This window comes from Cellulosimicrobium sp. MI9406 (genome assembly GCF_040595865.1).
In the GTDB taxonomy this organism is placed as follows: domain Bacteria; phylum Actinomycetota; class Actinomycetes; order Actinomycetales; family Cellulomonadaceae; genus Cellulosimicrobium; species Cellulosimicrobium funkei.
On record NZ_JALIZI010000007.1, the window covers coordinates 298,151 to 320,827 of the forward strand.

The 22,677-nt window shown below is 74.5% G+C and carries 21 protein-coding genes and 1 tRNA gene; 10 read left to right on the forward strand and 12 right to left on the reverse strand.

The genetic code is table 11. The annotated features are described in order from the left end of the window. The first annotated feature begins 58 nt into the window (after nucleotides 1-58). Nucleotides 59-739 (forward strand): ABC transporter ATP-binding protein, encoded by a 681-nt coding sequence (locus MT994_RS14990; protein WP_354806934.1) that lies wholly within the window; start codon nucleotides 59-61, stop codon nucleotides 737-739. Further along, nucleotides 736-1,335: an energy-coupling factor transporter transmembrane protein EcfT gene (locus tag MT994_RS14995; protein ID WP_354806889.1), complete on the forward strand. Its 600-nt coding sequence runs from the start codon at nucleotides 736-738 to the stop codon at nucleotides 1,333-1,335. Before MT994_RS14990 ends, MT994_RS14995 begins: the two co-directional genes overlap by 4 nt. Before the next feature lie 98 nt (nucleotides 1,336-1,433). Here MT994_RS14995 and MT994_RS15000 read toward each other — a convergent pair whose 3' ends face one another. From MT994_RS15000 to MT994_RS15010, 3 genes are read right to left on the reverse strand one after another with little or no spacing between them, the layout of a single operon-like run. Next, on the reverse strand, nucleotides 1,434-2,756 hold the full coding sequence (locus MT994_RS15000) for an MFS transporter (protein ID WP_354806890.1): 1,323 nt from the start codon (nucleotides 2,754-2,756) through the stop codon (nucleotides 1,434-1,436). Beyond that, entirely contained in the window at nucleotides 2,753-3,376 is a 624-nt protein-coding gene (locus MT994_RS15005) for a helix-turn-helix domain-containing protein (protein ID WP_354806891.1), read from the reverse strand. The genes MT994_RS15000 and MT994_RS15005 overlap by 4 nt, the downstream gene beginning before the upstream one ends. Nucleotides 3,377-3,423: 47 nt before the next feature. Beyond that, nucleotides 3,424-4,161 carry a phosphatase PAP2 family protein gene (locus tag MT994_RS15010; protein ID WP_194522419.1) on the reverse strand — a complete coding sequence of 246 codons (738 nt, stop codon included), beginning with the start codon at nucleotides 4,159-4,161 and terminating at the stop codon, nucleotides 3,424-3,426. A gap of 226 nt (nucleotides 4,162-4,387) precedes the next feature. Between MT994_RS15010 and MT994_RS15015 the strand changes: the two genes are divergently transcribed. The 3 genes from MT994_RS15015 (at nucleotide 4,388) to MT994_RS15025 (ending at nucleotide 5,541) form a co-directional block, all read left to right on the forward strand. After that, complete coding sequence (locus MT994_RS15015) at nucleotides 4,388-4,537, forward strand: hypothetical protein (protein ID WP_354806892.1); 150 nt, start codon at nucleotides 4,388-4,390, stop codon at nucleotides 4,535-4,537. Nucleotides 4,538-4,671: 134 nt separating this feature from the next. Further along, the gene (orn, locus tag MT994_RS15020) at nucleotides 4,672-5,373 is read left to right on the forward strand and encodes an oligoribonuclease (RefSeq protein ID WP_354806894.1); all 702 of its coding nucleotides are present in this window, start codon (nucleotides 4,672-4,674) and stop codon (nucleotides 5,371-5,373) included. Nucleotides 5,374-5,465: 92 nt separating this feature from the next. Further along, nucleotides 5,466-5,541 (forward strand) — tRNA-His (locus MT994_RS15025). An 86-nt stretch (nucleotides 5,542-5,627) separates the two neighbouring features. On the opposite strand, the gene MT994_RS15030 is transcribed toward MT994_RS15025, so the two are convergent. Further along, nucleotides 5,628-6,269, reverse strand: coding sequence for a LysE family translocator (locus MT994_RS15030; protein WP_354806895.1), 642 nt, complete (start codon nucleotides 6,267-6,269; stop codon nucleotides 5,628-5,630). A 230-nt stretch (nucleotides 6,270-6,499) separates the two neighbouring features. On the opposite strand from MT994_RS15030, the gene MT994_RS15035 reads away from it, so the two are divergent. The 4 genes from MT994_RS15035 (at nucleotide 6,500) to MT994_RS15050 (ending at nucleotide 9,701) form a co-directional block, all read left to right on the forward strand. Next, nucleotides 6,500-7,333 (forward strand): ATP-binding cassette domain-containing protein, encoded by an 834-nt coding sequence (locus MT994_RS15035; RefSeq protein WP_086151437.1) that lies wholly within the window; start codon nucleotides 6,500-6,502, stop codon nucleotides 7,331-7,333. Further along, nucleotides 7,330-7,971, forward strand: coding sequence for an ABC transporter permease subunit (locus MT994_RS15040; RefSeq protein ID WP_021482821.1), 642 nt, complete (start codon nucleotides 7,330-7,332; stop codon nucleotides 7,969-7,971). The genes MT994_RS15035 and MT994_RS15040 overlap by 4 nt, the downstream gene beginning before the upstream one ends. Beyond that, nucleotides 7,968-8,699: an ABC transporter permease subunit gene (locus MT994_RS15045; RefSeq protein ID WP_354806896.1), complete on the forward strand. Its 732-nt coding sequence runs from the start codon at nucleotides 7,968-7,970 to the stop codon at nucleotides 8,697-8,699. Before MT994_RS15040 ends, MT994_RS15045 begins: the two co-directional genes overlap by 4 nt. A 78-nt stretch (nucleotides 8,700-8,777) precedes the next feature. Next, nucleotides 8,778-9,701: an ABC transporter substrate-binding protein gene (locus MT994_RS15050; protein WP_061268544.1), complete on the forward strand. Its 924-nt coding sequence runs from the start codon at nucleotides 8,778-8,780 to the stop codon at nucleotides 9,699-9,701. Nucleotides 9,702-9,774: 73 nt separating this feature from the next. Here the strand turns inward: MT994_RS15050 and MT994_RS15055 are convergent, their stop codons facing one another. The 7 genes from MT994_RS15055 to MT994_RS15085 all read right to left on the reverse strand — a co-directional run bounded on the left by MT994_RS15055 (nucleotide 9,775) and on the right by MT994_RS15085 (nucleotide 17,424). Next, nucleotides 9,775-10,701 carry a hypothetical protein gene (locus MT994_RS15055; RefSeq protein WP_354806897.1) on the reverse strand — a complete coding sequence of 309 codons (927 nt, stop codon included), beginning with the start codon at nucleotides 10,699-10,701 and terminating at the stop codon, nucleotides 9,775-9,777. A 59-nt stretch (nucleotides 10,702-10,760) separates the two neighbouring features. Next, entirely contained in the window at nucleotides 10,761-12,320 is a 1,560-nt protein-coding gene (locus tag MT994_RS15060) for an NAD(P)/FAD-dependent oxidoreductase (RefSeq protein WP_354806898.1), read from the reverse strand. A 53-nt stretch (nucleotides 12,321-12,373) separates the two neighbouring features. Next, nucleotides 12,374-12,934 (reverse strand): AAA family ATPase, encoded by a 561-nt coding sequence (locus MT994_RS15065; RefSeq protein WP_354806899.1) that lies wholly within the window; start codon nucleotides 12,932-12,934, stop codon nucleotides 12,374-12,376. 107 nt (nucleotides 12,935-13,041) lie between these two features. Continuing rightward, nucleotides 13,042-14,688 (reverse strand): cation acetate symporter, encoded by a 1,647-nt coding sequence (locus tag MT994_RS15070; RefSeq protein ID WP_086151449.1) that lies wholly within the window; start codon nucleotides 14,686-14,688, stop codon nucleotides 13,042-13,044. Further along, nucleotides 14,685-15,035 (reverse strand): DUF485 domain-containing protein, encoded by a 351-nt coding sequence (locus MT994_RS15075; RefSeq protein WP_021482757.1) that lies wholly within the window; start codon nucleotides 15,033-15,035, stop codon nucleotides 14,685-14,687. The genes MT994_RS15070 and MT994_RS15075 overlap by 4 nt, the downstream gene beginning before the upstream one ends. 196 nt (nucleotides 15,036-15,231) lie before the next feature. After that, nucleotides 15,232-16,011, reverse strand: a complete 780-nt coding sequence (gene trmB, locus MT994_RS15080; RefSeq protein WP_354806935.1) for a tRNA (guanosine(46)-N7)-methyltransferase TrmB — start codon at nucleotides 16,009-16,011, stop codon at nucleotides 15,232-15,234. Nucleotides 16,012-16,104: 93 nt separating this feature from the next. Continuing rightward, the gene (locus MT994_RS15085; RefSeq protein WP_354806900.1) at nucleotides 16,105-17,424 is read right to left on the reverse strand and encodes a TrpB-like pyridoxal phosphate-dependent enzyme; all 1,320 of its coding nucleotides are present in this window, start codon (nucleotides 17,422-17,424) and stop codon (nucleotides 16,105-16,107) included. A gap of 294 nt (nucleotides 17,425-17,718) precedes the next feature. Between MT994_RS15085 and MT994_RS15090 the strand changes: the two genes are divergently transcribed. Beyond that, the gene (locus MT994_RS15090; protein ID WP_076406644.1) at nucleotides 17,719-18,480 is read left to right on the forward strand and encodes an SDR family NAD(P)-dependent oxidoreductase; all 762 of its coding nucleotides are present in this window, start codon (nucleotides 17,719-17,721) and stop codon (nucleotides 18,478-18,480) included. A gap of 118 nt (nucleotides 18,481-18,598) precedes the next feature. Here MT994_RS15090 and MT994_RS15095 read toward each other — a convergent pair whose 3' ends face one another. Further along, entirely contained in the window at nucleotides 18,599-22,339 is a 3,741-nt protein-coding gene (locus tag MT994_RS15095) for a hypothetical protein (RefSeq protein ID WP_354806902.1), read from the reverse strand. Between the last annotated feature and the right edge of the window lie 338 nt (nucleotides 22,340-22,677).

Consider the following 22,677-nt stretch of genomic DNA (forward strand, 5'->3'; position numbering starts at 1 on the left):
GGCCGACGCCGCGCCGCCCGCACCGGAGGCCCCCATCGAGGACGACGCCGGGGGGTGCGTGGTGCGGCTCGAGGACGTGCACGTGCGGCTCGGCGAACGCGACGTCCTGCGCGGCGTGAGCCTCGAGCTGCGCGAGCACCGGGTCGGCGTGATCGGGGCGAACGGCTCGGGCAAGAGCACCCTGGCCCGCCTGCTCAACGGGCTCGTCGTGCCCACGGCGGGGCGCGTGCTCGTCGACGGCCTCGACACGCGCCGCCAGGGCGCGGCGGTGCGCCGGCGCGTGGGGTTCGTGTTCACCGACCCGGACGCGCAGATCGTCATGCCGACCGTGGCGGAGGACGTCGCGTACTCGCTGCGCGGCGTCCCCGCGGACGAGCGCGCCGCGGTCGTGCGGCGCGCCCTCGCCGCGCGCGGCCTCGCCGAGCACGCCGACCATCCCGCGCACCTGCTCTCGGGCGGGCAGAAGCAGCTCCTCGCGCTCACCTCCGTGCTCGCGGCGGGACCGCGCCTGGTCGTGGCCGACGAGCCGACCACGCTCCTCGACCTGCGCAACACGCGCCGCGTCGCCGCCGAGCTCGCGTCCCTCCCCCAGCAGGTCGTGCTCGTCTCGCACGACCTCGCGCTCATGGACGCGATGGACCGCGTGCTCGTGGTCGACGGCGGGCGGGTCGTCGCGGACGACGCGCCGGGCCCGGCCGTCGCGCACTACCGGCGCCTGGTCGACGCGAGGCCGGGATGACGCCGGGCGGCTACCGGCCGGGGACCTCGGTGCTGCACCGCCTCCCGGCCGGGGCGAAGCTCGTCGGCCTCGCGACGGCGTCGGGCGCGGTGCTGCTCGTGTCGTCACCGGTCGCGGTGGGGGTCGTGGTCGTCGTGGTCGCGACGCTCTACGCGCTCGCGGGAGTGGGGGCCCGCGCGGCGTGGGAGCAGGTCCGACCGCTGCGGCTCGTCGTGCCGGTCCTCCTCGCGGTGCAGTGGTTCGCGCTCGGTCCCGCCGCCGCGGTGGTCCTCACGACCCGCCTCGTGGCGCTCGTCGCGCTCGCGGGCCTCGTGCTGCTCACGACCCGCACGGCCGCCGTGCTCGCGGCGATCGAGCGCGGGCTGCGCCCGCTCGGCCGCGTGGGGGTCGACGTCGGCCGGTTCGCGCTCGTCCTCTCGCTCGCCGTGCGCTCCGTCCCGGTGGTCGCGGCGCTCGCGCAGCGCGTGCGGGACGCGTGCCGCGCGCGCGGCCGGGAGCACGACGTCCGGGCCTTCGCCGTCCCGCTCGTCGTGGGCGCCCTGCGCCAGGCGGACGCGCTCGGCGACGCGCTGCGCGCCCGCGGCCTCGACGACTGAGGCCGCCCGGGCGTCGTCTCGCCGGTGGTCCCGGTGCTGCGCCTCGCCGGTGTTCCCCGCCGTTGCGCTCCCGCCGCTGTGCCCGCCGGTCCGTCCCGCTAGCGTGCGCCGACGACGGCGCGACGGCCGCGCAGGGCGAGCGCCGCGGCGACGGCGATGCCCGCCACGGTCACGACGAGCAGCGCCCGGTAGTCCACGACCCCGACGAGCGCGGCCCCCACCACGGTGAGCAGGAGCTGGGGCACGTTGAGCAGCATGGTGCTCGCCGCGGCCACCCGGCCCTGGAGCGCGGGCGGCGTGCGGAGCTGGCGCTCGGTGACGAACCCGACGATCGCCCACGTGACACCGAGGCCGACGCCGCCCAGCCCGACGACGACCGCCACTACGCTCGTGCCGGTCGCCGGGACGATGCCGAGCGCGAGCACGACCAGCCCCAGCGCGACGAGGCGCTGCGCGCCCCACCGGGCCGCGAGCCGGGCGGCGGTGAGGCCGGCCACGATCGCGGTCACTGCCTGGACGGACGAGACCGGGCCGAGCAGCGCGGCGGGCAGACCGAGGCCGTCCTCGACGATCGCGAGGCTCACGGCGTTGAGCAGGCCCACCGCGCCGAACGCGACGACGAGCGCGACGGTGAGGACGCCGAGCGGGGCCGTCCGTGCGAGGTGCCGGAAGCCCGCCGTCACCTCGGCGAGGTACGGCTCGCGCTCGTCGGACGGCGGTGTCTCGCGCACCCGCACGCGCACGACCACCGCGGCCGCGACGACGAACGCGCCCGACGCGGCCAGGACGAGCGGCCACACGCCCGCCATCGCGTAGGCGCCCGCACCGACGACGGGCATGAGCAGGCGGAACACCTGGTCGATCGTCGTGAGGCGGCCGTTCGCGGCGGCGAGCGCGTCGTCGGGCAGCATGTCGCGCACGAGCCCGGACTGCGCCGCGGACGTCGCGAACCCGACCCCCGAGTACACGACCGTCACGAGGAGCACGAGCCACACCTGTCCGGGCCCGCGGACGAGGAGGAGGGCGAGCAGCACGGCCGCGCCGACGAGGTACGTCGCGACGAGCATCCGGCGGCGGGACACCCGGTCGGCGAGCTGGCCGAGGAACGGCGAGGCGAGGGCGGGCAGGCCCAGCGCGGCGAACACGAGCCCGGCCGCACCGTTCGATCCCGTGAGGTCCTTGACCCACACGGCGAGGATGATCGCGAGCACCGAGTCGGCGAAGTTGGTGAAGCCCCACGCGACGGAGAGCAACCGGAAGGGGCGCCCGCGGAGCGCCGCGCGTGCGTCGGCTCCCGGCGTCGTGCCCTCGCGCCGCGGCGCGGACGCCGCGGTCGCCGTCTCCCCGGTCGCCGTCGGCGCGGCGGTCGACGTCGTCGCGGCAGCCTGGTCCGTCGCCGCCGGCTCGGACGGCGCGGTCACCGGGGCTCCGCGGGCGGGTCGGCGTTGACGACGGCGAACAGCCGCGCCGGTCGCGCGCCCTCGGGGCGCAGCCCTGGGTCCTCCCAGCGCCCGGCGAACCGGTCGGTGAGCGCCTCGACCTCGCGCGCGAGCGCGTCGAGCTCCTCGCGCGTCGCGTAGAACGACGACGAGCTGAGCGTGGAGGCGAGCAGCCACCGCGGGTCCTCCGCCGCGGCGGAGGCGAGCCACGCCCGCACGCGCGCCGCCTCCTGGCCGAGCACGAGGTCCGCCACGGCGCTCGCCGCGGGCAGCGACTCGGGCACGTCGGGGTCGAAGCGGGTCTGGCGCCCGCGCCCGACCGTCCGCCACGGGCGCTCCTTGCCGCGCCGCTCGGCGGCCTCGACGTAGCCGTACTTCGCGAGCATGCGCAGGTGGAACGAGCAGCTCGCGACGGACTCGCCCGTGACCTCGGCGCAGCGCGTGGCCGTGACCTCGCCCTCGTCGTCGAGCAGCGCGAGGATCCGCAGGCGCAGGGGGTGCGCGAGGGCGCGGATGCTCGCCGGGTCGGTCGCGACGACCGGCTCCGGCGGGGTCGTGCCCTCGGGGGCGCCCGGCGCGGGGCGGTCGGCAGCGGTCGTCATGGCGACGACGTTACGTCACGAAAGATATCTTGCGCAAGAGTTCTTTTCTAAGCATCGTCGGGTGCCGTCTCGACGGGTCGCGGCGGCGCCTCCGGTCGGGCCCGGAGGTCGTGCACCCGGCTGACCGCGACCACGACGCCGAGCACGGCCACGGCCAGGCAGAGCCCGGCGAGGACGTCCGTGAGGAAGTGGTACCCGAGGTAGAGGCGGCTCAGCGCCACGGTCCCGACGACGAGCACCGACGCCACGACCCAGACCGTGAGCACGCGCGCGTCGCGGTGGCGATGCCACACGAGGTAGCCCCCGACGAGCACGAGCGTCGCCGCGCCGATCGTGTGGCCCGACGGGAACGAGAACGACCGCTCCACCCCGGCCACGACCATCGAGACGTCCGGGGGGCGCGGGCGCGCGATCACGGCCTTGAGCACGCTCGAGACGAGGGTCGCGAGCACCATCGCCCCGGCGAGCAGACCCGGCTCCCACCACGTCCCCGAGCGGCGCGCCCACACGATGCACCCCACCGCCACGAGGACGGGCAGCACGAACGGGCCGAACACGTTCGTCACGACCGTCAGCACCCCCGTCGCGACGGGAGTCCGGTGCGCGACCATCCAGGCCAGCAGCGGCTCGTCGAACCGCCAGAGGTCGTCCCGCTCCCGGACCGAGTCCAGCAGTCCGGCGAAGCCCAGGACGCCGACCAGGACCAGGAGCACCCCCGGCCAGACGCTCACGAGCACCGCCCGCGGCGACGTGCCCTCCTTCGACCCGCTCGTCGTCGCTCCCATCCCCGGAGGCTACGGAACGCGGGCCGACGACGCAGGGCGGCACGGTCCCGGAGGCCCCGGCGGACCCCCGGGCGGCCCCGCGGGCGGTCCCCGTCGAAAAACCCGTGCATCCCCGGAGGCCGCCGTGGTCGTATGGAGCACACACCGCGGTGGCGTCCGTCCGGTCCGTACCGGGCGGTGGAGGGTCCGGCCAGACCCACGAACCCAGCGTCACGAGAGCAGCACCATGCATCCCTTGATCACGTACGACGTGGCGGCCCTCAGCCGTCGCGAGCAGCTGCAGGAGCAGACCCTGCGCCGGTCGCAGCTGCTCCGCACCACGACCCGCGTCCCGGCGCACACCCGGCAGGCCCGCCTGTCGCGCCGCACCGCATGACGCGCACCGAGCGCTCGTCACGCCGGGGGCACACCCCGCCGGGCGAGAGCGCGACCCGTCGAAGGCCTCGGCCGTCCGGACCCTCCGTGGACCGGACCGCCGGGGCCTTCCTCGTGCGCGACTAGGCTGTGGGCGTGAGCCCTGTGAACGCGAACGAACGTATCGTCTGGATCGACTGCGAGATGACCGGGCTCGACCTGGGCGCCGACGCCCTCGTCGAGGTCGCCGCGGTCGTCACCGACTCCGAGCTCAACGTGCTCGGCGACGGGGTCGACGTCCTGGTCCGCCCCCCGGCCGAGGCGCTCGAGCAGATGGGCGACTTCGTGCGCCAGATGCACACGACGTCCGGCCTCCTGGACGAGCTCGACGAGGGCCTGACGCTGGCCGAGGCCGAGCAGCGCGTCCTGGACTACGTCCGCACCTGGGTGCCGGAGCCCGGGAAGGCGCCCCTCGCGGGGAACTCCGTCGGGACCGACAAGGCGTTCCTCGACCGCGACATGCCGGCCCTCATGAGCCACCTGCACTACCGGATCATCGACGTCTCCTCCGTCAAGGAGCTGTCCCGCCGCTGGTACCCGCGCGCCTACTTCTCCTCTCCCGAGAAGCACGGCGGGCACCGCGCGCTCGCCGACATCCTCGAGAGCATCGACGAGCTGCGCTACTACCGCGCCGCCGTCTTCGTGCCCGCGCCGGGCCCGGACTCGGCGACCGCCCGCAAGATCGCGGAGCAGGTCGTCACGACGAGCGTGACCCGCGGGCGCACGCGCCCCGCCGAGGGCACCACCACCACCGACGACCCGGCCGTGGCGACCGTCACAGGAGCCGGCGAGGCCTGACGCGAGAAAGGCGTCCAGGAGCACCCCGCGGACCGGGTACACTTTTCGACGGCCGGTGCTCCAGGCGCCGGTCCGTGAGCACGGCTCACATGGTGGGTATAGCTCAGCTGGTAGAGCACCTGGTTGTGGTCCAGGGGGTCGCGGGTTCAAGTCCCGTTACTCACCCCAGACGGCGAGGGCCGGTCTCCGTACGGAGACCGGCCCTCGTCGCGTCCCGGGCCCGACGAGCCCTCCGTCGGCGCGCTCCGGGCTGCTCAGGGCGCGCGGTGCGACGCGACGGCGAGGACGCCGCCGAGGCCGATCATCATCCCGCCGCCCGCGGCCCGCACCGTGCCGAGGCGCCGGGGCGAGGACGCGAACCACGAGCGGGCCGCGCCCGCTGCCAGCGCCCAAGCGCTGTCGCACACGAACGCGATGACGGTGAAGACGAGCCCGAGCACCATCATCTGCACGGGCACGCGTCCCGCGTGGAAGTCGGTAAACTGCGGCAGCACCGCGACGAAGAACACGATCGTCTTGGGGTTGGTCACCCCGACGACGTAGCCCTGCCGCACCACGCGCCACCAGGGCTCGCGGGCGGGGGCGGCGTCGACGGTGACGGCCCCGTCGCGCCGGTGGCGGATCGCCTGGACGCCGAGCCACGCGAGGTACGCGGCCCCGACGAGCTTGACGACGGTGAAGATCGCGACCGACGTCGCGACGACCGTCCCGACCCCGAGCGCCACCGCGACCACGAGCGTGAGCGCGCCCAGCTCGTTGCCGAGCACGCTGAGCACGCCGCCGCGGTGGCCCAGCGTGAGCGAGCGGCCGACGACGAAGAGCACGCTCGGGCCCGGGATCACGACGAGCACGAGGGAGGCGAGCGCGAAGGCGAGGAGGGCGTCGAGGTGCGGCACACCGCCACGATAGGACGCGGCGTGACGCACGTCACGGGCGAATCCGCGCGGCCCGCCGGACGCACCGCGGCGGCCGCCGCACCCGGGCGGAGGCCGCCCGCGCGGTCCGGGTGCGGCGTGTCGGTGGTTCGACGTACGGTCTGGGAGACGCGCGGCATTGCGCTTGACGAGCCGAACCGCGGTCGTGGTTGGGTGGAGGCCGTTCACCGACTGTCGGGAGGCAGCGCCCCATGATCGAGTTCCGATCGGTCACGAAGACGTACCCCGACGGCACGGCGGCCGTCGCCGACTTCGACCTCGTCATCCCGCCGCACCGGACCACGGTGCTCGTCGGCTCGTCCGGGAGCGGCAAGACGACGCTCCTGCGCATGATCAACCGGATGGTCGAGCCCACGTCGGGCACGATCGAGATCGACGGCAGCTCCGTCCTCGACCGCGACCCGGTGAAGTTGCGGCGCAGCATCGGGTACGTCCTGCAGAACGGCGGCCTGCTCCCCCACTACAAGGTCGTCGACAACGTCACGACGGTCCTGCGCCTCGAGGGCACGCCGCGGCGACAGGCGCGCGAGCGCGCCCTCGAGCTCCTCGACACGGTCGGCCTCGACCGGGGGCTCGCGGACCGCTACCCGAGCCAGCTCTCGGGGGGCCAGCAGCAGCGCGTGGGCGTCGCTCGCGCGCTCGCCGCGGACCCGAACATCCTGCTCATGGACGAGCCGTTCGGTGCGGTCGACCCGATCGTGCGGGCCGAGCTCCAGACCGAGACCATCCGGCTGCAGCGGGAGCTGGAGAAGACGGTCGTCTTCGTTACGCACGACGTCGACGAGGCCTTCCTGCTCGGCGACCAGGTCGTGATCCTCGAGAAGGGGGCGCAGATCGCGCAGATCGGGTCCCCGAGCGAGATCCTCGAGAACCCCGCGAGCGAGTTCGTCGCGAGCTTCATCGGTGCCGAGCGCGGCCGTCGTGCGCTGCGCACGAAGCGGACGGACCACGGCACGGTCCTCGTCGACGGCGCGGGCCGGACCCAGGGCGTGCTCGTCGGCGACGCCCCCGAGGACGGCGCATGACCTGGGTCCTGGACAACCTCGACCTCATCGGCCGCCTGACCGTCGAGCACCTGCGCCAGTGCGTCGTGCCGATCGTGCTGGGGTTCGTCGTCTCGATCCCGCTGGGCTGGCTCGCGTTCCGGTTCCGCCTCACGCGGGGGCTCGTGCTCACGCTCGTCGGGCTGCTCTACACGATCCCGTCGCTCGCGCTCTTCGCGCTGCTTCCGCCGCTCCTCGGCATCAGCTTCCTGTCCGAGGTCAACCTGGTCGTCGCGCTGACGATCTACGCGGTCGCGATCATGACGCGGTTCGTCGCCGACGCCCTGGCGTCGGTCGACCCGACGGTCCGGCAGGCGGCCCTCGCCGTCGGGTACGGGCCGTGGCGACGCTTCTGGCAGGTCGACCTCCCGCTCGCCGGCCCGGTGGTGCTCGCCGGGCTGCGCGTCACGGCCGTCTCGACCATCTCGCTCGCGACGGTCGGCATCCTTATCGGGATCGACAACCTCGGTTACCTGTTCACCAACGGCTACCAGCGGCAGATCGTCCCCGAGATCCTGGCCGGAGTCGTCGCGGTCGTCGTCATCGCCCTGCTCGTCGACCTGCTGCTCGTGCTCGCCGGGCGAGCGGTCATGCCCTGGTCCCGGAAGGTGCGCGCATGAACGTCTTCTCCGACGCGGTCGCCTGGATCTTCTCCCCCGACCGGCTCACCGGCGCGCTCCCGCTGCCCGAGGCGATCTGGACCCACCTCGCGTTCACGTTCGTGGCGGTGCTGATCGCCGCCGCGATCGCTATCCCCGCAGGCTGGGCGATCGGCCACACCGGGCGCGGGCGGGAGGTCGCGGTCGCCCTCTCGGGCGCGGCGCGCGCCGTGCCCTCGTTCGGGCTCGTCCTGCTGCTCGTGCTCGTGCTCGGGGTGACCCACAAGGTCGCCGCGTCGGTCACGGCGTTCGTTCTCCTCGCGATCCCGCCCATCCTCGCGGGGGCGTACGCCGGTATCGAGGCCGTCGAGCGGCGCGTGGTCGACGGCGCGCGGTCCGTCGGCATGACCGGGTGGCAGGTCCTCCTCAAGGCCGAGGTGCCGCTCGGCCTGCCGCTGCTCATCGGCGGGCTGCGGTCCGCGACGCTCCAGGTCGTCGCCACCGTGACGCTCGCCGGCTACGTCGGCAACTGGGGACTCGGCTTCTACATCGTGCAGGGCATCCAGATCCGCGACTTCTCCCAGATCCTCGGGGCGGCCCTCGTCATCGTCGTGCTGGCCGTCGTGCTCGACGCGCTGTTCGCGATCCTCCAACGGGTCGTCGTGCCGCGCGGCGTCACGGCAGGACGGTCCGCGGAGGACTCCCCGTCCCGGCGGCGCCGCCGCGCCCCCGAACCTACCACCGCCTGACGCGGACGGCGCTCCCCCGCCGCACGCGCCGAACCGACCCCTCCCGGTCCCCGGGACGGCCCTCAGAAAGGCAGACACATGCGCACCACCCGACGCACCGCCGCCCTCGTCGCCACCGCGGCGACCGCCGTCCTCGCCCTCACCGCCTGCGGCGGCGGGTCCGACCCGCTCGCCGAGGACACCACGAGCTCCGACGGCGGCGGCAGCGCCTCGTCCGACACGATCGTCGTCGGCTCGCAGGCCTACTACTCGAACGAGATCATCGCGGAGATCTACGCGCAGGCGCTCGAGGCCGAGGGCTTCACGGTCGAGCGCAACTTCTCGATCGGCCAGCGCGACGCGTACATGCCGGCGCTCGAGAGCGGCGAGGTGCAGCTCTTCCCGGAGTACACGGGCAACCTGCTGCAGTTCTTCGACCCGGAGACCACGGCGACGTCGCCCGACGACGTGTACGCGGCGCTCCAGGAGGCCCTGCCCGACGGCCTCACGGTCCTCGACCAGTCGACCGCCACGGACCAGGACTCCTACAACGTCACCGAGGCGTTCGCCACGGAGAACGACCTCACGAGCCTGTCCGACCTCGCCGGCCTCGACGTGCCGCTCACGCTCGGCGGCCCTGCGGAGCTCGAGCAGCGCCCGTACGGCCCGCAGGGGCTCAAGGACGTCTACGGGGTCGACGTGTCGTTCGTCGCGACGGGCGACACGACCGTCCAGGACCTCGTCGCCGGGACCGTGAACATCGCCAACGTGTTCAGCGCGGACCCGCGCATCCAGACGGAGAAGCTCGTCACGCTCGAGGACCCGGAGGGCCTGTTCCTCGCCTCGAACGTCGTGCCGCTGGTCAACGCGGACATCGCCGACGAGATCGCGGACGTGATCAACCCGGTGAGCGAGGCGCTCACCCCCGAGGGCCTCGTCGCCCTCAACGTGGAGTCCACGGTCGACCAGCGCTCGCCCGAGGACATCGCCGCGGACTGGCTGTCCGAGAACGGCCTCGCCTGACCGCACGACGACGACGGCGGCCCGTCCCGGGATCGGGACGGGCCGCCGTCGTGCGTGGACGGGCCTGTGCGGGTCAGCGCGCGACGCGCGCCGCGATCGCGTCGGCGAACCGGTCGAGCGAGCCCGGGGCGAGCGCGAGGAACAGCGACGGCTCGGTGAGCTCGAGCTCGATGACGACGACGCCGCCGTCGTCGTTGCCCGTCACGACGTCCACGCGCGCGTAGAGGAAGCTCGCCGGGTCACCGCCGCCGACGGCGTCGGCCGCCACGGCCAGGGCCCGTCGCGCGACGTCGAGCTGCTCGTCGGACGCGGTGAACGGGCTCATCTCCTCCTGCTGGTACAGGCCGCGCGTCGGGCGGTGCGGGCCGGTGAGCAGCGCGTTCTTGCGCACGGCGTGCGAGAACTCGCCGTCGACGAAGACGAGGCCCGTCTCCCCCGCGGTGTCGACGCTCGTCACGTAGGGCTGCACCATGACCTCGCGCCCGGAGACGAGCAGGTTCTTGGCGTGCTGGATCGCGAGCCCGCGCGAGTGCGCCTCGCCCGCCTGGTACCGGCCCGTGTCCTTCGCGCCCGCGCTGACCACGGGCTTGATGACGAAGTCGCCCTGGGCGGGCAGGCGCGTGTGGATCGCGCGCGAGGAGAGGTTGCGCGCCGGGTCGAGCCACAGCGTCGGGATGACGGGGATGCCCGCGCCCTCGAGCTCGCGCAGGTACCCCTTGTCGGTGTTCCAGCGCAGCACCCGCTCCGCGTTGAGGATGCGCGGGACCCGGGCCGCCCACGCGACGAACTCGTCGCGCCGGGCGGAGTAGTCCCACGTGGAGCGCACGACGACGGCGTCGAACGCGGACCAGTCGACGTCGGGGTCGTCCCAGACGGCCGGCTGTGCCGCGACGCCCCGGGCGTCGAGCGCCCGCACGAGCGGCGCGTCGTCGGGGTCGAGCTGCGGGAGGACGGAGCACGTCGCGAGGGCGACGCGCGGGGCGGTGGTCTCGGTCGTCACGTCCCCGAGCCTAGGCGACCGGGCCGCGGCGCGGGCGCCGGGCCCGCGCCGGACGGTCCCTACAGCCCGTACTCCTCGAGCAGGCGCAGCCAGACCTCGCTCACGGTCGGGTACGACGGCACGGCGTGCCACAGCCGGCGCAGCGGGACCTCCCCCACGACGGCGATCGTCGCGGCGTGCAGCATCTCCGCCGCGTCGGGTCCCAAGAACGTGGCGCCGACGACGACCTCGCGCGCGGCGTCGACCACGAACTGCGCGCTGCCCGCGTAGTCGGCGGAGCGCACCGAGGAGCCGGCGACGTTCGCGAGGTCGTAGCGCACGACGCGCACGTCGAGGCCCGCGTCGCGCGCGGACGACTCGGTGTGCCCGACGGCGGCCACCTCCGGCCGCGTGAACACGACCTGGGGCGAGGCGACGGCGTCGGCGGTCGCGGCGAACCGCGACCACGGCTCGGGGTCGGCGCCGACGGCGGGCGGCCGCTCGCCCGCGGTCGGGGCGTCCTCGGCGTCGGGGTCACCGAAGCGCGCGGCGACGACGTCGCCCGCGACGCGGCCCTGGTACTTGCCTTGGTGGGTGGTCGCGACGCGACCGGTGACGTCGCCCGCCGCGTACAGCCACCCGGTACCGGCGTCCGACCCGAGCCCCTGGACGAGCATCGTGTCGTCGACCTCCAGCGCGCGGCCGGGCGCGAGCCCCACGGAGTCGACGCCGAGGTCCTGCGTACGCGGCACGCGGCCCGTCGCGACGAGCACGCGCTCGGCGGTGACGGGCGACAGGTCGGGTGCGTCCCCGCCGTCCGCGGGACCGGCGGCCGCGAGGGCGAGGCGCGCGCCGCCGTCGGGCAGCAGCTCGACGGCCTCCGTCGACACGCCGAGCCGCACGTCGACCCCCAGGTCCCGCAGCGACGCGGCGACCGCCTCGCCCGCCCAGGGCTCGGTGCGCCCGAGCAGGCCGCCGCGCGACAGCACGGTCACGCGTGCCCCGAGGTCGGCGAACGCGACCGCCATCTCGGTGGCGACCACTCCCCCGCCGACGATCGCGAGCGATTCGGGCACGTCCTCGACCGCGGTCGCCTCGCGGCTCGTCCACGGGTTCGCGTCCGCGAGCCCGGGGACGTCGGGCAGGACGGGCACGCTGCCGGTCGCCACGATCACCGCGTGGCGGGCCGCGAGCCGGCGGGTGCGCGGGAGGTCGTCCGGGTCGGCGTCGGGCTCCTCGGCGACGACCTCCACGAGGCGCGGGCCGACGATCCGCCCGAGCCCGCGCACGAGCGTGAGGCCCGCACCCTCGACCCAGGAGACCTGGCCGGAGTCGTCCCAGTCGGAGACCATCTGGTCGCGGCGCGCGAGGACGGCGGCGACGTCGAGGTCGTCCCTGACGGTGACGCCCGGGACGCCCCGCGCCTCGGCCCGCACGGCCCCCGGGCGCAGGAGCGTCTTGGACGGCATGCACGCCCAGTACGAGCACTCGCCGCCCACGAGCTCGGCCTCGACGAGCGCCACGCTCAGGCCGGTGCGCGACGCGCGGTCGGCGGCGTTCTCGCCGACGGGCCCGCCGCCGATCACGATCACGTCGTAGGTCTCGTCAGGAGTGGTCGGTTGCTGCGCCTCGGACGTCATGGACCCCATCCTCGCGCGAGGGTCCCGTCGCCGCCCGGCGGTGCGGCGGCGGGTCAGGCGACCCGTGCCTCGTCGAGCCGGTCGAGCACGTGCCGGACGGTCCGCGCGACCGTCCACCCGGTCGTGTCGACGTGCAGCCCGCCGGGGGTCGCGCGGGCGGCGGCGGCGAACTCCTCCGGGGTCCAGGCCCCGTAGGCCTGCTTGTGGCGGCCGGCGTCGCGAGCGGCGAGGGTCGCGGCGTCCGGCGTCAGCACGACGGCGAAGCACGGCCGGGTGCGCACGCGCGCCGTGAACCGCGCGAGGTCGGGACCGAGCAGGATGTCCTGGACCACGGCCGTGACGCCCGCGGCGGCGTAGGTGTCGGCCGCCTGCGCCGCGAGAGCCTGCCGCAGGTCGAGCTGGGCCCGGGCCTCGGCGGACAGGGGCGGCGCCGTCGACGCCTGGCCGCTGACCACGAACCGCCGGAACTGGTCCCCGCGCACGTGCGCGGCGAGCGGGAACGTCCGGGCGAGCGCGTCAGCGACGGTGGACTTCCCGGAGGCCATCGCCCCGGTGACGACGAGGACCGGCGTCTCCTCGCCCGGGACGGCGAGGGCTGGGGTCGCGGAGGGCATGGCGGGACCGTACGACGCGGCCGGCCCACCGCGCGAGGGCTTTGCCGCGCGCGGACGCCCCCGGCCCGGGGCCGAGGGCGTCCTGCACGCGAGGGGCCGCCGTCTGGCTAGTGCACCGTCGCCTTCTCGGCGCCCGCCCCGGTGAGCGAGCGCACCTCCATCTCGGCGAACTTCTCGGGGTGCGGCTTCTCCCTGCTGAGGAGCGTCCCGACGATCCCGAGGAGGAACGCCAGCGGGATCGAGACGATCCCGGGGTTGCTCAGGGGGAAGATCGCGAAGTCGATGTCCGTGTTCTTGATCATCGACAGGCTCGCGCCCGTCACCGGGTCGACCTTCCCGGACACGACGGGCGAGAACGCGATGAGCACCACGCACGAGATCAGGCCGCCGTACATGCTCCACAGCGCGCCCGCGGTGTTGAACCGCTTCCAGAACAGCGAGTAGAGGATGGTCGGCAGGTTCGCGCTCGCCGCGACGGCGAACGCGAGCGCCACGAGGAACGCGACGTTCTGGCCCTGCGCGAAGATGCCGCCGAGGATCGCGAGGATCCCGATGACGACGACCGTGATGCGCGCGACCTTGACCTCGCCGTCGGGCTTGACCTCGCCGCGCTTGATGACGTTCGCGTAGATGTCGTGCGCGAAGCTCGCCGCCGCGGTGATCGTGAGCCCGGCGACGACGGCGAGGATGGTCGCGAAGGCGACGGCGGAGATGAAGCCGAGGAGGATCTCGCCGCCGAGCGCGAACGCGAGCAGGGGTGCCGCGGAGTTCACGCCCCCTGGTGCGGCGCTGATCGTCTCCGGCCCCACGAGCGCGCCCGCCCCGTACCCGAGCACGAGGGTGAACAGGTAGAAGATGCCGATGAGCCAGATCGCCCACACGACCGACCGGCGGGCCTCCTTGGCAGAGGGCACGGTGTAGAAGCGCATGAGGACGTGCGGCAGGCCGGCGGTGCCGAGCACGAGCGCGAGGGCGAGCGACAGGAAGTCGAGCTTCGTGGTGCCGGTGGCGCCATACTGCTTGCCGGGCTCGATGAGCGCCTCGCCGCCCGGGCCCGCCTTGTCGATCGCGCCCTGGAGCAGGTCGGACAGGTTGAAGCCGAACTTCGCGAGGACCCACACCGTCATGACGGCGGCGCCCGCGATGAGCAGCACGGCCTTGATGATCTGGACCCAGGTGGTGCCCTTCATCCCGCCGACCAGCACGTAGAGGATCATCAGCGCGCCGACGACGGCGACGACGACGCTCTGGCCCGCCGTGGAGTCGACGCCGAGCAGCAGCGCCACGAGGCCGCCGGCCCCGGCCATCTGGGCGAGCAGGTAGAAGAACACGACGGCGAGGGTCGCGAGCGCCGCCGCCATGCGCACGGGCCGCTGCTTGAGCCGGAACGACAGGACGTCGGCCATCGTGAACTTGCCCGTGTTGCGCAGGAGCTCGGCGACGAGCAGCAGCGCGACGAGCCACGCGACGAGGAAGCCGATGGAGTAGAGGAACCCGTCGTAGCCGTTGATCGCGATGGCGCCGCAGATCCCGAGAAAGCTCGCGGCGGACAGGTAGTCGCCCGCGATGGCGGTCCCGTTCTGCGGCCCGGTGAACGACCGCCCGCCCGCGTAGTAGTCCGCGGCCGACTTGTTCTGCCGGGACGCGCGCAGCACGATGACGAGCGTCACGGCGACGAAGACGGCGAAGATCGCGACGTTGACGACGGGGTTCCCGACGTCCGTGGCCTCTGCGGCCAGGAGGTGCGCGCTCACAGCTCGTCCTCCTCGATCTCCCGGCGGAGCTCGTCCGCCTGGGCGTCGAAGCGCTTGTTGGCCCAGCGCGCGTAGATCATGGTGATCGCGAACGTGGACACGAACTGGCCGAGCCCGAGGAGGAGCCCGACGGTGACGTTCCCCCACACGCGGACGCTCATGAGGTCGTGCGCGTAGTTCGCCAGCAGCACGTAGACGAAGTACCACACGAGGAAGAGCGCGGTCATCGGGAACACGAAGTTCCGGAAGCGTCGGCGCAGGTCCTGGAACTCGGGCGAGCGTTGCACCCGTTGGTAGTCGGTCTCTTCGGCGGGCCCCGGTCCGGGGGCGGCCGTCACGTCGGTCATGACGCCTCCGTTGGCTCATTCCGTGGACAGACAGAGAGCCCGCACCCCGCGGACGGTCGCCTGTCGACGCGACCGCACGCGACGCTGCGTGCCCGGGGCGACCTTCCACCCCCGGCACAATGTGCCGTAGATCACTGTTGTCCGCAAGGACCGCGCGCGGCCGGTCGCGAGGCCGGTCGCGAGGCCGTGCCGAGCGTCAGACGCGCACGTACTCCAGGTCCGTGATGACGCGCCCCGCGGCCTCGCCCTTGCGCTCGAACCCCGTGAGCACCCGGCCCTCGAAGCGCGGCGCGGCGTTCCCCGGGCCGTGCACGTTGCGCAGCCCCGGCGCGGCGTCCAGCACCTCGAGCATCTGCTCCGCGTACTCGGCCCAGTCGGTCGCGAGCCGCAGCGTCCCGCCGGGGCGGCCGTCGTCGCCCTCCCCCGGCGCGCGCAGGACGCGCTCGGCGAGCGCCGCGAACGACGGCGTCACGAGACGGCGCTTGTGGTGGCGGGACTTGTGCCACGGGTCGGGGAAGAAGACCCACAGCTCGTCGACGCTCCCCGCAGGCAGCGTGGTGGCGAGGACCTCGGCCGCGTTCGCCTGGACGAGCCGCACGTTCGCCAGGTCGCGCTGCGACGCGCGCAGCACCGTCTGGGCCAGCCCGGGCGCGTAGACCTCGACGGCGAGGAAGTCCGTGCCCGGCTCGCGCTCGGCGGCCGCGACGACGGCCTCGCCCTGGCCCGAGCCGATCTCCACGACCAGGCGCGCATCGCGCCCGAAGGTCGCCGCGACGTCGAGCACGTGGTCCGGGTCCACCGAGGTCCGCGCGACGTCGCGTGGCACGTCGACCAGGTAGCGGTCGCGGTACGCGTCCCACGCGCGCTGCTGGCGCGGCGCGAGGCGGCCGCTGCGCCGTACGAACGACACGGGCTGGGTGCGGTAGCGCGGTCGGGCGTCGCCGGTCCCCGGGGTCGCGGAGGGGGCGCCGGTCACGGGCTCGTCGAGGGTCTCGGGGGTCGGTTCGGGCACCGCACCAGGGTACGGGCGCCTCGCGCGGGGGTCGTGCCGCGCGAGGCGCCCGGACCGTCAGACGTACGCCGCGTACGCGGGCAGGTCGAGCACCCCGTTGCCCGACAGCCCGAGGACGATCACCTCGGGCTCCGTCGCCGCGCGCGCGTGCGCGACCGCCGCCGCCACGGCGTGCGTCGACTCCGGCGCGGGGATGATGCCCTCGCTGCGCGCGAACAGCGTCCCGGCCGTGAACGCCTCGTCCTGGTCGACGGCGACGGCGTCCATCAGCCCGAGGTGCACCGCGTGCGACACCATCGGCGACATGCCGTGGTACCGCAGGCCGCCCGCGTGGATCGCCGGCGGGACGAAGTCCTTGCCGAGCGTGTGCATCTTGAGCAGCGGCGTGAGGCCCGCGACGTCCCCGAAGTCGTAGCGGTACTCGCCCTGCGTGAGCGAGGGGCACGCAGCCGGCTCGCACGCGACGAGCCGGGTCGTCGTGCCCTCACGCAGGTTGCGGCCGAGGAACGGGAACGTCAGGCCCGCGAGGTTCGACCCGCCGCCCGCGCAGCCGAACACCACGTCCGGCGCGCCCTCGCCCGCCTCGTCGAGCTGGACGAGCGCCTCCTGGCCGATGACGCTCTGGTGCAGCATGACGTGGTTGAGCACGCTGCCCAGCGCGTAGTGCGCCGCGGGGTCCTTCGCGGCCGTCTCGACGGCCTCGCTGATCGCCATGCCGAGCGAGCCGGTCGTCTCCGGGTCCGCGGCGAGCATCGCGCGCCCCGCCTCCGTGAGGTCCGACGGCGACGGGTGGCAGATCCCGCCGTAGACCTCCATCTGTGCGCGCCGGTACGGCTTGGAGTCGTACGACGCGCGCACCTGCCACACCTCGACGTCGAGCCCGAGCAGCGCGCCCGCGAACGACAGCGACGCGCCCCACTGGCCCGCGCCCGTCTCGGTCGTCAGCCTCGTGGTGCCCTCGAGCGCGTTGTAGTACGCCTGCGCGACGGCGGTGTTCGGCTTGTGCGAGCCGACCGGGCTCACGCCCTCGTACTTGTAGTAGATCCGGGCCGGCGTGCCCAGCGCCCGCTCGAGGCGTCGCGCGCGCACGAGCGGCGACGGCCGCCACAGCGCGTAGATCTCGCGGATCGTCTGCGGGATCTCGACGTAGCGCTCCGTCGTGACCTCCTGCTGGACGAGCGCGAGCGGGAACAGCGGCGCGAGGTCGTCGGGCGTGAGGGGCTCGCGCGTGCCCGGGTGCAGGTGCGGGGGCACGGGCTCGGGGAGGTCGGCCGCGAGGTTGTACCAGTGCGTCGGGACGGTCGAGGGCACCTCGGCGCCCGTCGGCTCGAGGGACCGGACGGGCAGGGCCGTCGGCGAGGTCTGCGGTGTCGTCATGCTCGGCTCCAGCTCAGGGGGACGGCCGCTGGGCCGACGACGCGCGCACCGGGTTCACCGAGGCCGCCCACGTCGTCGGGGCACGGCCGGATGAGGTCACCGGCCGTCAGGCGGCCGGCCACCAGGGGGTCACGGACGGGTGCGTCACGACGCCGACCCTACCCCCGCCCGCACGCTCGGGACCACCGGCGCCCAGGTGAGGACGATCGGCTCTCGCGCGCGCGGGCGCGCGGGCGCTGGGATGGGAGCAGACGCCGGTCGACGGCAGTGCCGGCGCGGACGGAAGGAGCCGTCATGGTCAGCAACCACGTCCCGGGCAGGTTCGAGGGCCGCACGGCGATCGTCACCGGCGCGGGCGCCGGCATCGGCCGCGCGACGGTCGAGCGGCTGCTCGCGGAGGGCGCACGCGTCGTCGCCACCGACGTCCGGGAGGACCGCCTCGACAAGCTCGTCGCCGACGTCGGCACGGACGCTCTCGTCACCGTGGCGGGCGACGTGAGCGCGCAGACCACGGTCGACGCGGTGGTCGCCGCCGCGGGCGGCCGGGTGGACGCCCTCGCCAACGTCGCCGGGATCATGGACGGCTTCCTGCCGACCGCCGAGCTCGACGACGCGACGTGGGACCTCGTCATGACCGTCAACGTCACCGCGGTCATGCGCCTCACGCGTGCGGTCCTGCCCCTCATGCTCGAGGCGGGGAAGGGCTCGATCGTCAACGTCGGCTCGGAGGCGGGCTCGCGCGCGTCGGCGTCGGGCACCGCGTACGCGACGTCGAAGCACGCGATCGTCGGCTTCACGAAGAGCACGGCGTTCTTCTACACGCCCCGGGGCGTGCGGGCGAACGTCGTCGCCCCCGGGGCCGTCGCGACGAGCATCGAGGCGCCCTTCCGCTCGCCGTACGCGGGCGAGCGGCTCGGCCCGGTCATGGCGACGACCGTCCCGCCGGCCGCGAGCGCCGACGAGCTGGCCGCGGCGATCACGTGGCTCCTGTCGGACGACTCGGCCAACGTCTCGGGCGCCGTCCTGCACAGCGACGGCGGGTGGGCCGCCGTCTGACCGTCCCGCTCCCCGACCGGGCGGGCGACGCAGCGGCCCCCGGACCGTCCGGTCCGGGGGCCGCCGTCGTGCCGCCGGCGCCGCGTCAGCGGCGCGACGCCGGCGGATCAGCGCGGTGTCAGCCGCACGCGAGCGCGTCGTACGGGACGTCCGCGGCGGACGACCGGCCGTCCCCGCTCGCGGCGACGTGCGCGGTGCCCGCCGCGACGTCGGACGCCCGGACGGAGAACGCCTGGTAGGCCGACGCGCCGGGTCGCACGCCCGTGACGGTGCGCTCGCCGAACGGCGTGCTGAGCGTGACGTCCATCGGGACGGTGTCCGCGTTGCGGGCCCGGACGGCGACGTAGGCCGTGCCGCCGAGGCACTGAGTTCGCGCCGTCGTCTCGACGACGAGGCCGTCCTCGGCGGGCGCGGTGGTGAACGTGCTCACCGGCGAGACGGCGGTGCCGCCGCCCGCGCTGGTGGCCGTGACGGTCCACGCGTGCGCGGCGCCCGGCTCGAGCCCGTCCCACGTGACGGTCGCGACCTCCCCCGACGGCACCGTGACGCTGCCGACCTCCTCGCCCGGCGCGTAGAGCGACACGGCGTCGGTCGCCAGGCTCGTGACGCGCGAGGTGAGGTCGACGGGGACGGTGAAGTCGTCCTCGCGGCCGTCGTAGCGCTGCTCGTCGTCGTACTCGGTGGCGCCGAAGTTCTCGAGCCACGGCGAGTAGGTGTCGACGATCATCTCGGAGCGGTCGACGTCGAACTGGAGCAGGCGCAGGAAGCTCGCGCCGAGCCGCAGGCCCTCGTCGGGCGCGTAGCCGCCGATCTCCGTGAGCCCCGCCTCTTCGGCCGTGACCTCGTAGAACTGGTAGTCGGCCAGCAGCTCGACGACCCCGCTGCCCGGCGTCCCGACGTCCTGGCGCACGTTGATGCCCACGCCGTGCCGGTGCCCCGCGAGGACGAGGAAGACGTTCGGGTTGGGCTCGACGACCTTGGCGTGCACGAGGCGGCCGTCGGGCGTCGAGATCTCGGAGTCCCGACCGTCGGGGTTCGAGCTCGGCACGAGGTAGTCGTGCGTGAGCACGATCGCGTTGCGGTCGGGGAACTGCTCGAGGACGGCGTCGGCCCACGCGGCCTCCTCGTCCGTCACCCCGTACGACAGGTACACGGCGACGAAGTCGAGCCCGCCCGCGCTGAACAGGTCGTAGTGGTTCTGGTTGTCGCCCTCGCGCCAGGGCCCGCCGTAGGACGCGTTCTCCCACCCCGCAGACAGGGCCTCGTAGCGCTCGGGGCCGTAGAACTCGTTGAACAGCGCCCCGGGCCCGTTGTCCTGGCCCGTGAGGTTGTCGTGGTTGCCGGCGAGGACCCCGTTGGGGATGTTCGCGTCGTCGAGGATCTGCTGCGCGGACGAGGAGAACGCGTACTCGCCCCGGACCTGGGCGGCCATCGCGTCGTCGGCCGGCAGGCGCGTGTAGTTCTCGTTCACGTCGCCCGTGTGACCCACGTACGCGATCCCGCGCGCCTCGGCGTTGTCCACGACCCACTGCGTGAGGTCCGTGTAGGCCTGCGCCCACACGGCGCGCTCCTCGGCCGTCTCCTGCTCGACCGCTCCCTCGGTGAGGTACTGCGTGTCGGTGAGGTGGACCAGCGAGAAGTCGTAGTCCTCGCGGGGCGCGAAGTCGGTCTCGTCGCGCGACCCGCCCGCGGCGATGTCGTCGGCGAAGGGGTCGGTGCCCGTGACGAGGACGTGCACGGTCCCGTCGGTCGCGGCGCCGTCGCGGAGCACGGTGCTCAGCGACGTCGTGCCCTCGACCGCGCCGCGCGTGGACGCGAGGGGCTCCCACCGCTCGCCGTCCCACACGTGCAGCGTCGCGAGCCGCTGCGGGTCCACGACGCCCTCCCAGCGCACGACCTGGCCGGAGGTCGAGCCCTCGGCGGGCAGCTCGAAGCGCTGGTAGGTGACGTCGCGGCTCCGGGGCGAGTCGAGCGTCAGGTCGTCGCCCGGGGCGAGCGCGTCCGCCGCGGCGGGCTGCTCACCCTCGACCGGGAGCGTCGTCGGGACCTCGGCCGACTCGCCCTGCGCGACGAGCGCCGGGGCGGTGACGTCGGCGCGGGAGAACGTCGCGGTGACGTCGCCACCGCCGGGCGCCGCGACGCGCGCGGACAGGTCGATGCTCCCCGCGACGTCGCGCGTGCCGTGCGCGGGCGCGAGGTCGGTCGGGACGTCCGGCACGCCGAGGCTCGTGAACGCGATCTCGTGCGTGCTCGCGTTGCCGAGCACGTCCGTCGCGGTGACGACGAGCGTGTGCGCACCCGGGGCGAGCCCCGGGCCGACGGGCGCGCCGAGCTCGAGCGGCTCGCCGTCGAGCGTGACGTCGGGGCCGGACAGGACGCCGGACGCGTCCGCGAGCTCGACCGCGAGGCTCGTCGCGCTCGCGAGCTCCGCCCCCGCCGCCGGCGTGCTGGACACGATCGCGGGACCGGTGTTGTCGGTGGTCACCGTCCGGCGCGCGGCCGCACCCGCGGCGGTCGCCGACGTGATCGTGTGCTCGCCGTCGGCGAGCGTCGTCGTGTCGACGTCGGCCCGCAGGCCGGTCGCGGGCGCGTCGGCGTCGCGCGTCACGTCGAACGCGAGGTCGACCTCGCGCGGCTTCGTCGTGCTCGTACCGCAGTCGCCGTCGCCCATCGAGTACGACGGCGCGATGCCCACGCCGGTCGCCGTGCCGTCCGTCACGTCGAGCGCGATCCCGGAGATCGCGAAGTCGTCGCGGTTGTCGCCGCACGCCGTCGGGTACGTGCCCGTGACGAAGCGCACGACGTTGCGGCCCGGGGACAGGAAGGCGTTCGGGACGTCGATCCGCACCGTCTCGCTCACGTAGTCGCGGTCCACGAGGTCGATGCGCTGCCCGTTGACGAGCAGGTGGTTGGTGTAGCGGGCCTCGATCGAGTTCGAGCCCACGGTGAAGACGAACCGCGACGAGCCGGTGCCGAGCGTCGCGACGGTGGTCAGCGGGGTGCCGTCCAGCTCGATGCCGACGGGCGGCTCGCCCCCGGCGGGCGGTGTGGCGAGCACGGTCTGCGGACCGTGCAGCAGCGCGCCGTCCGCAGGGAGGATCACGGGCGCCCCCGGGGCGCCGTTGTTCACGGTGACCGCGCTCGTCGCGGTCGCGCCCGACGCGGTCGTCGCGGTGAGCGTGTGGGCGCCGTTCTCGAGCGTCGTGGTGTCGAGCTCCGCGGCGAGGCCGGTCGTGGCGGCCGGGTCCTGGTCGAGGTCGAACGTGAGGTCCGCGGAGAGGACGCGCGACGTGTTCGTGCCGCACGAGCCGTCGCCGAACGCGTAGGAGAAGCTGTTGGCGGAGCCGTCGGCCGTCTCGCCCAGGAGCTCGAGGGACACGTCCGTGAGGTCGTAGTCGTCGTAGTTCGTGCCGCACGACGTCGTGACCGCACCGACGACGAACCGCACCCGGTTCTCGCCCGGCACGAGCCACCGCGCGGGCACGTCGAGCGCGACGCGCTCGGACACCATGTCCCGGTCGAGCTCGAGGCGCTCGCCGTTGACGAGCACGTGGCTGCCGTACCGCTTCTCGATCGAGTTGCTGCCGACGTCGAACAGCAGGCGCGCCGTCGCGGGCGTCGCGGCGGCGTCGAGGGCGGTGCCGTCGACCGCGAGCGTCGTGACGGCGTCGCCCGCGCGGACGGGGTCGGCCGCGACGCGCACCGTGCCGTCGAGGAACGTGCCGGTCGTCGGGCTCAGCACCGGCCGGGTCTCCGGGGCGGCCCCGGTGGACCGGGCGGCCGTCCGGTCGAGGGTCGGGGAGGCTCCCGGGGCGGTCGCGGCGGCGGCGCCGGGCGCGAGCAGGCCGGCGACCAGCACCGCCCCGAGCGCCCCGGCGACCGCGGCGCGGCGCCGCGCCCCGCCGTCGGTCCGTCTCTCGGTGCGTCTCTCGGCGCGTCTCTCGGCGCGTCCCGAAGTCCTGTGCGTGGGCACGGACGTGTCCATCGTGGTTCCCTTCCGTGGCGAACGGGTCGACGGGCGACGCTGCCGAGCGGCGACGACGCCCGCACCGGACCCTTCCCGGCGGGGGTGAACGGGAGGACGGCGGCGGGCGAACTCCGGCGAAACGGACGGCGACGGTTGCGGCGGGCGACCGGCACGGGAGCGGGAGGGCGGACCGTCCGGGCGGCGGACGACGAAGGCCGCCCACCCGGAGG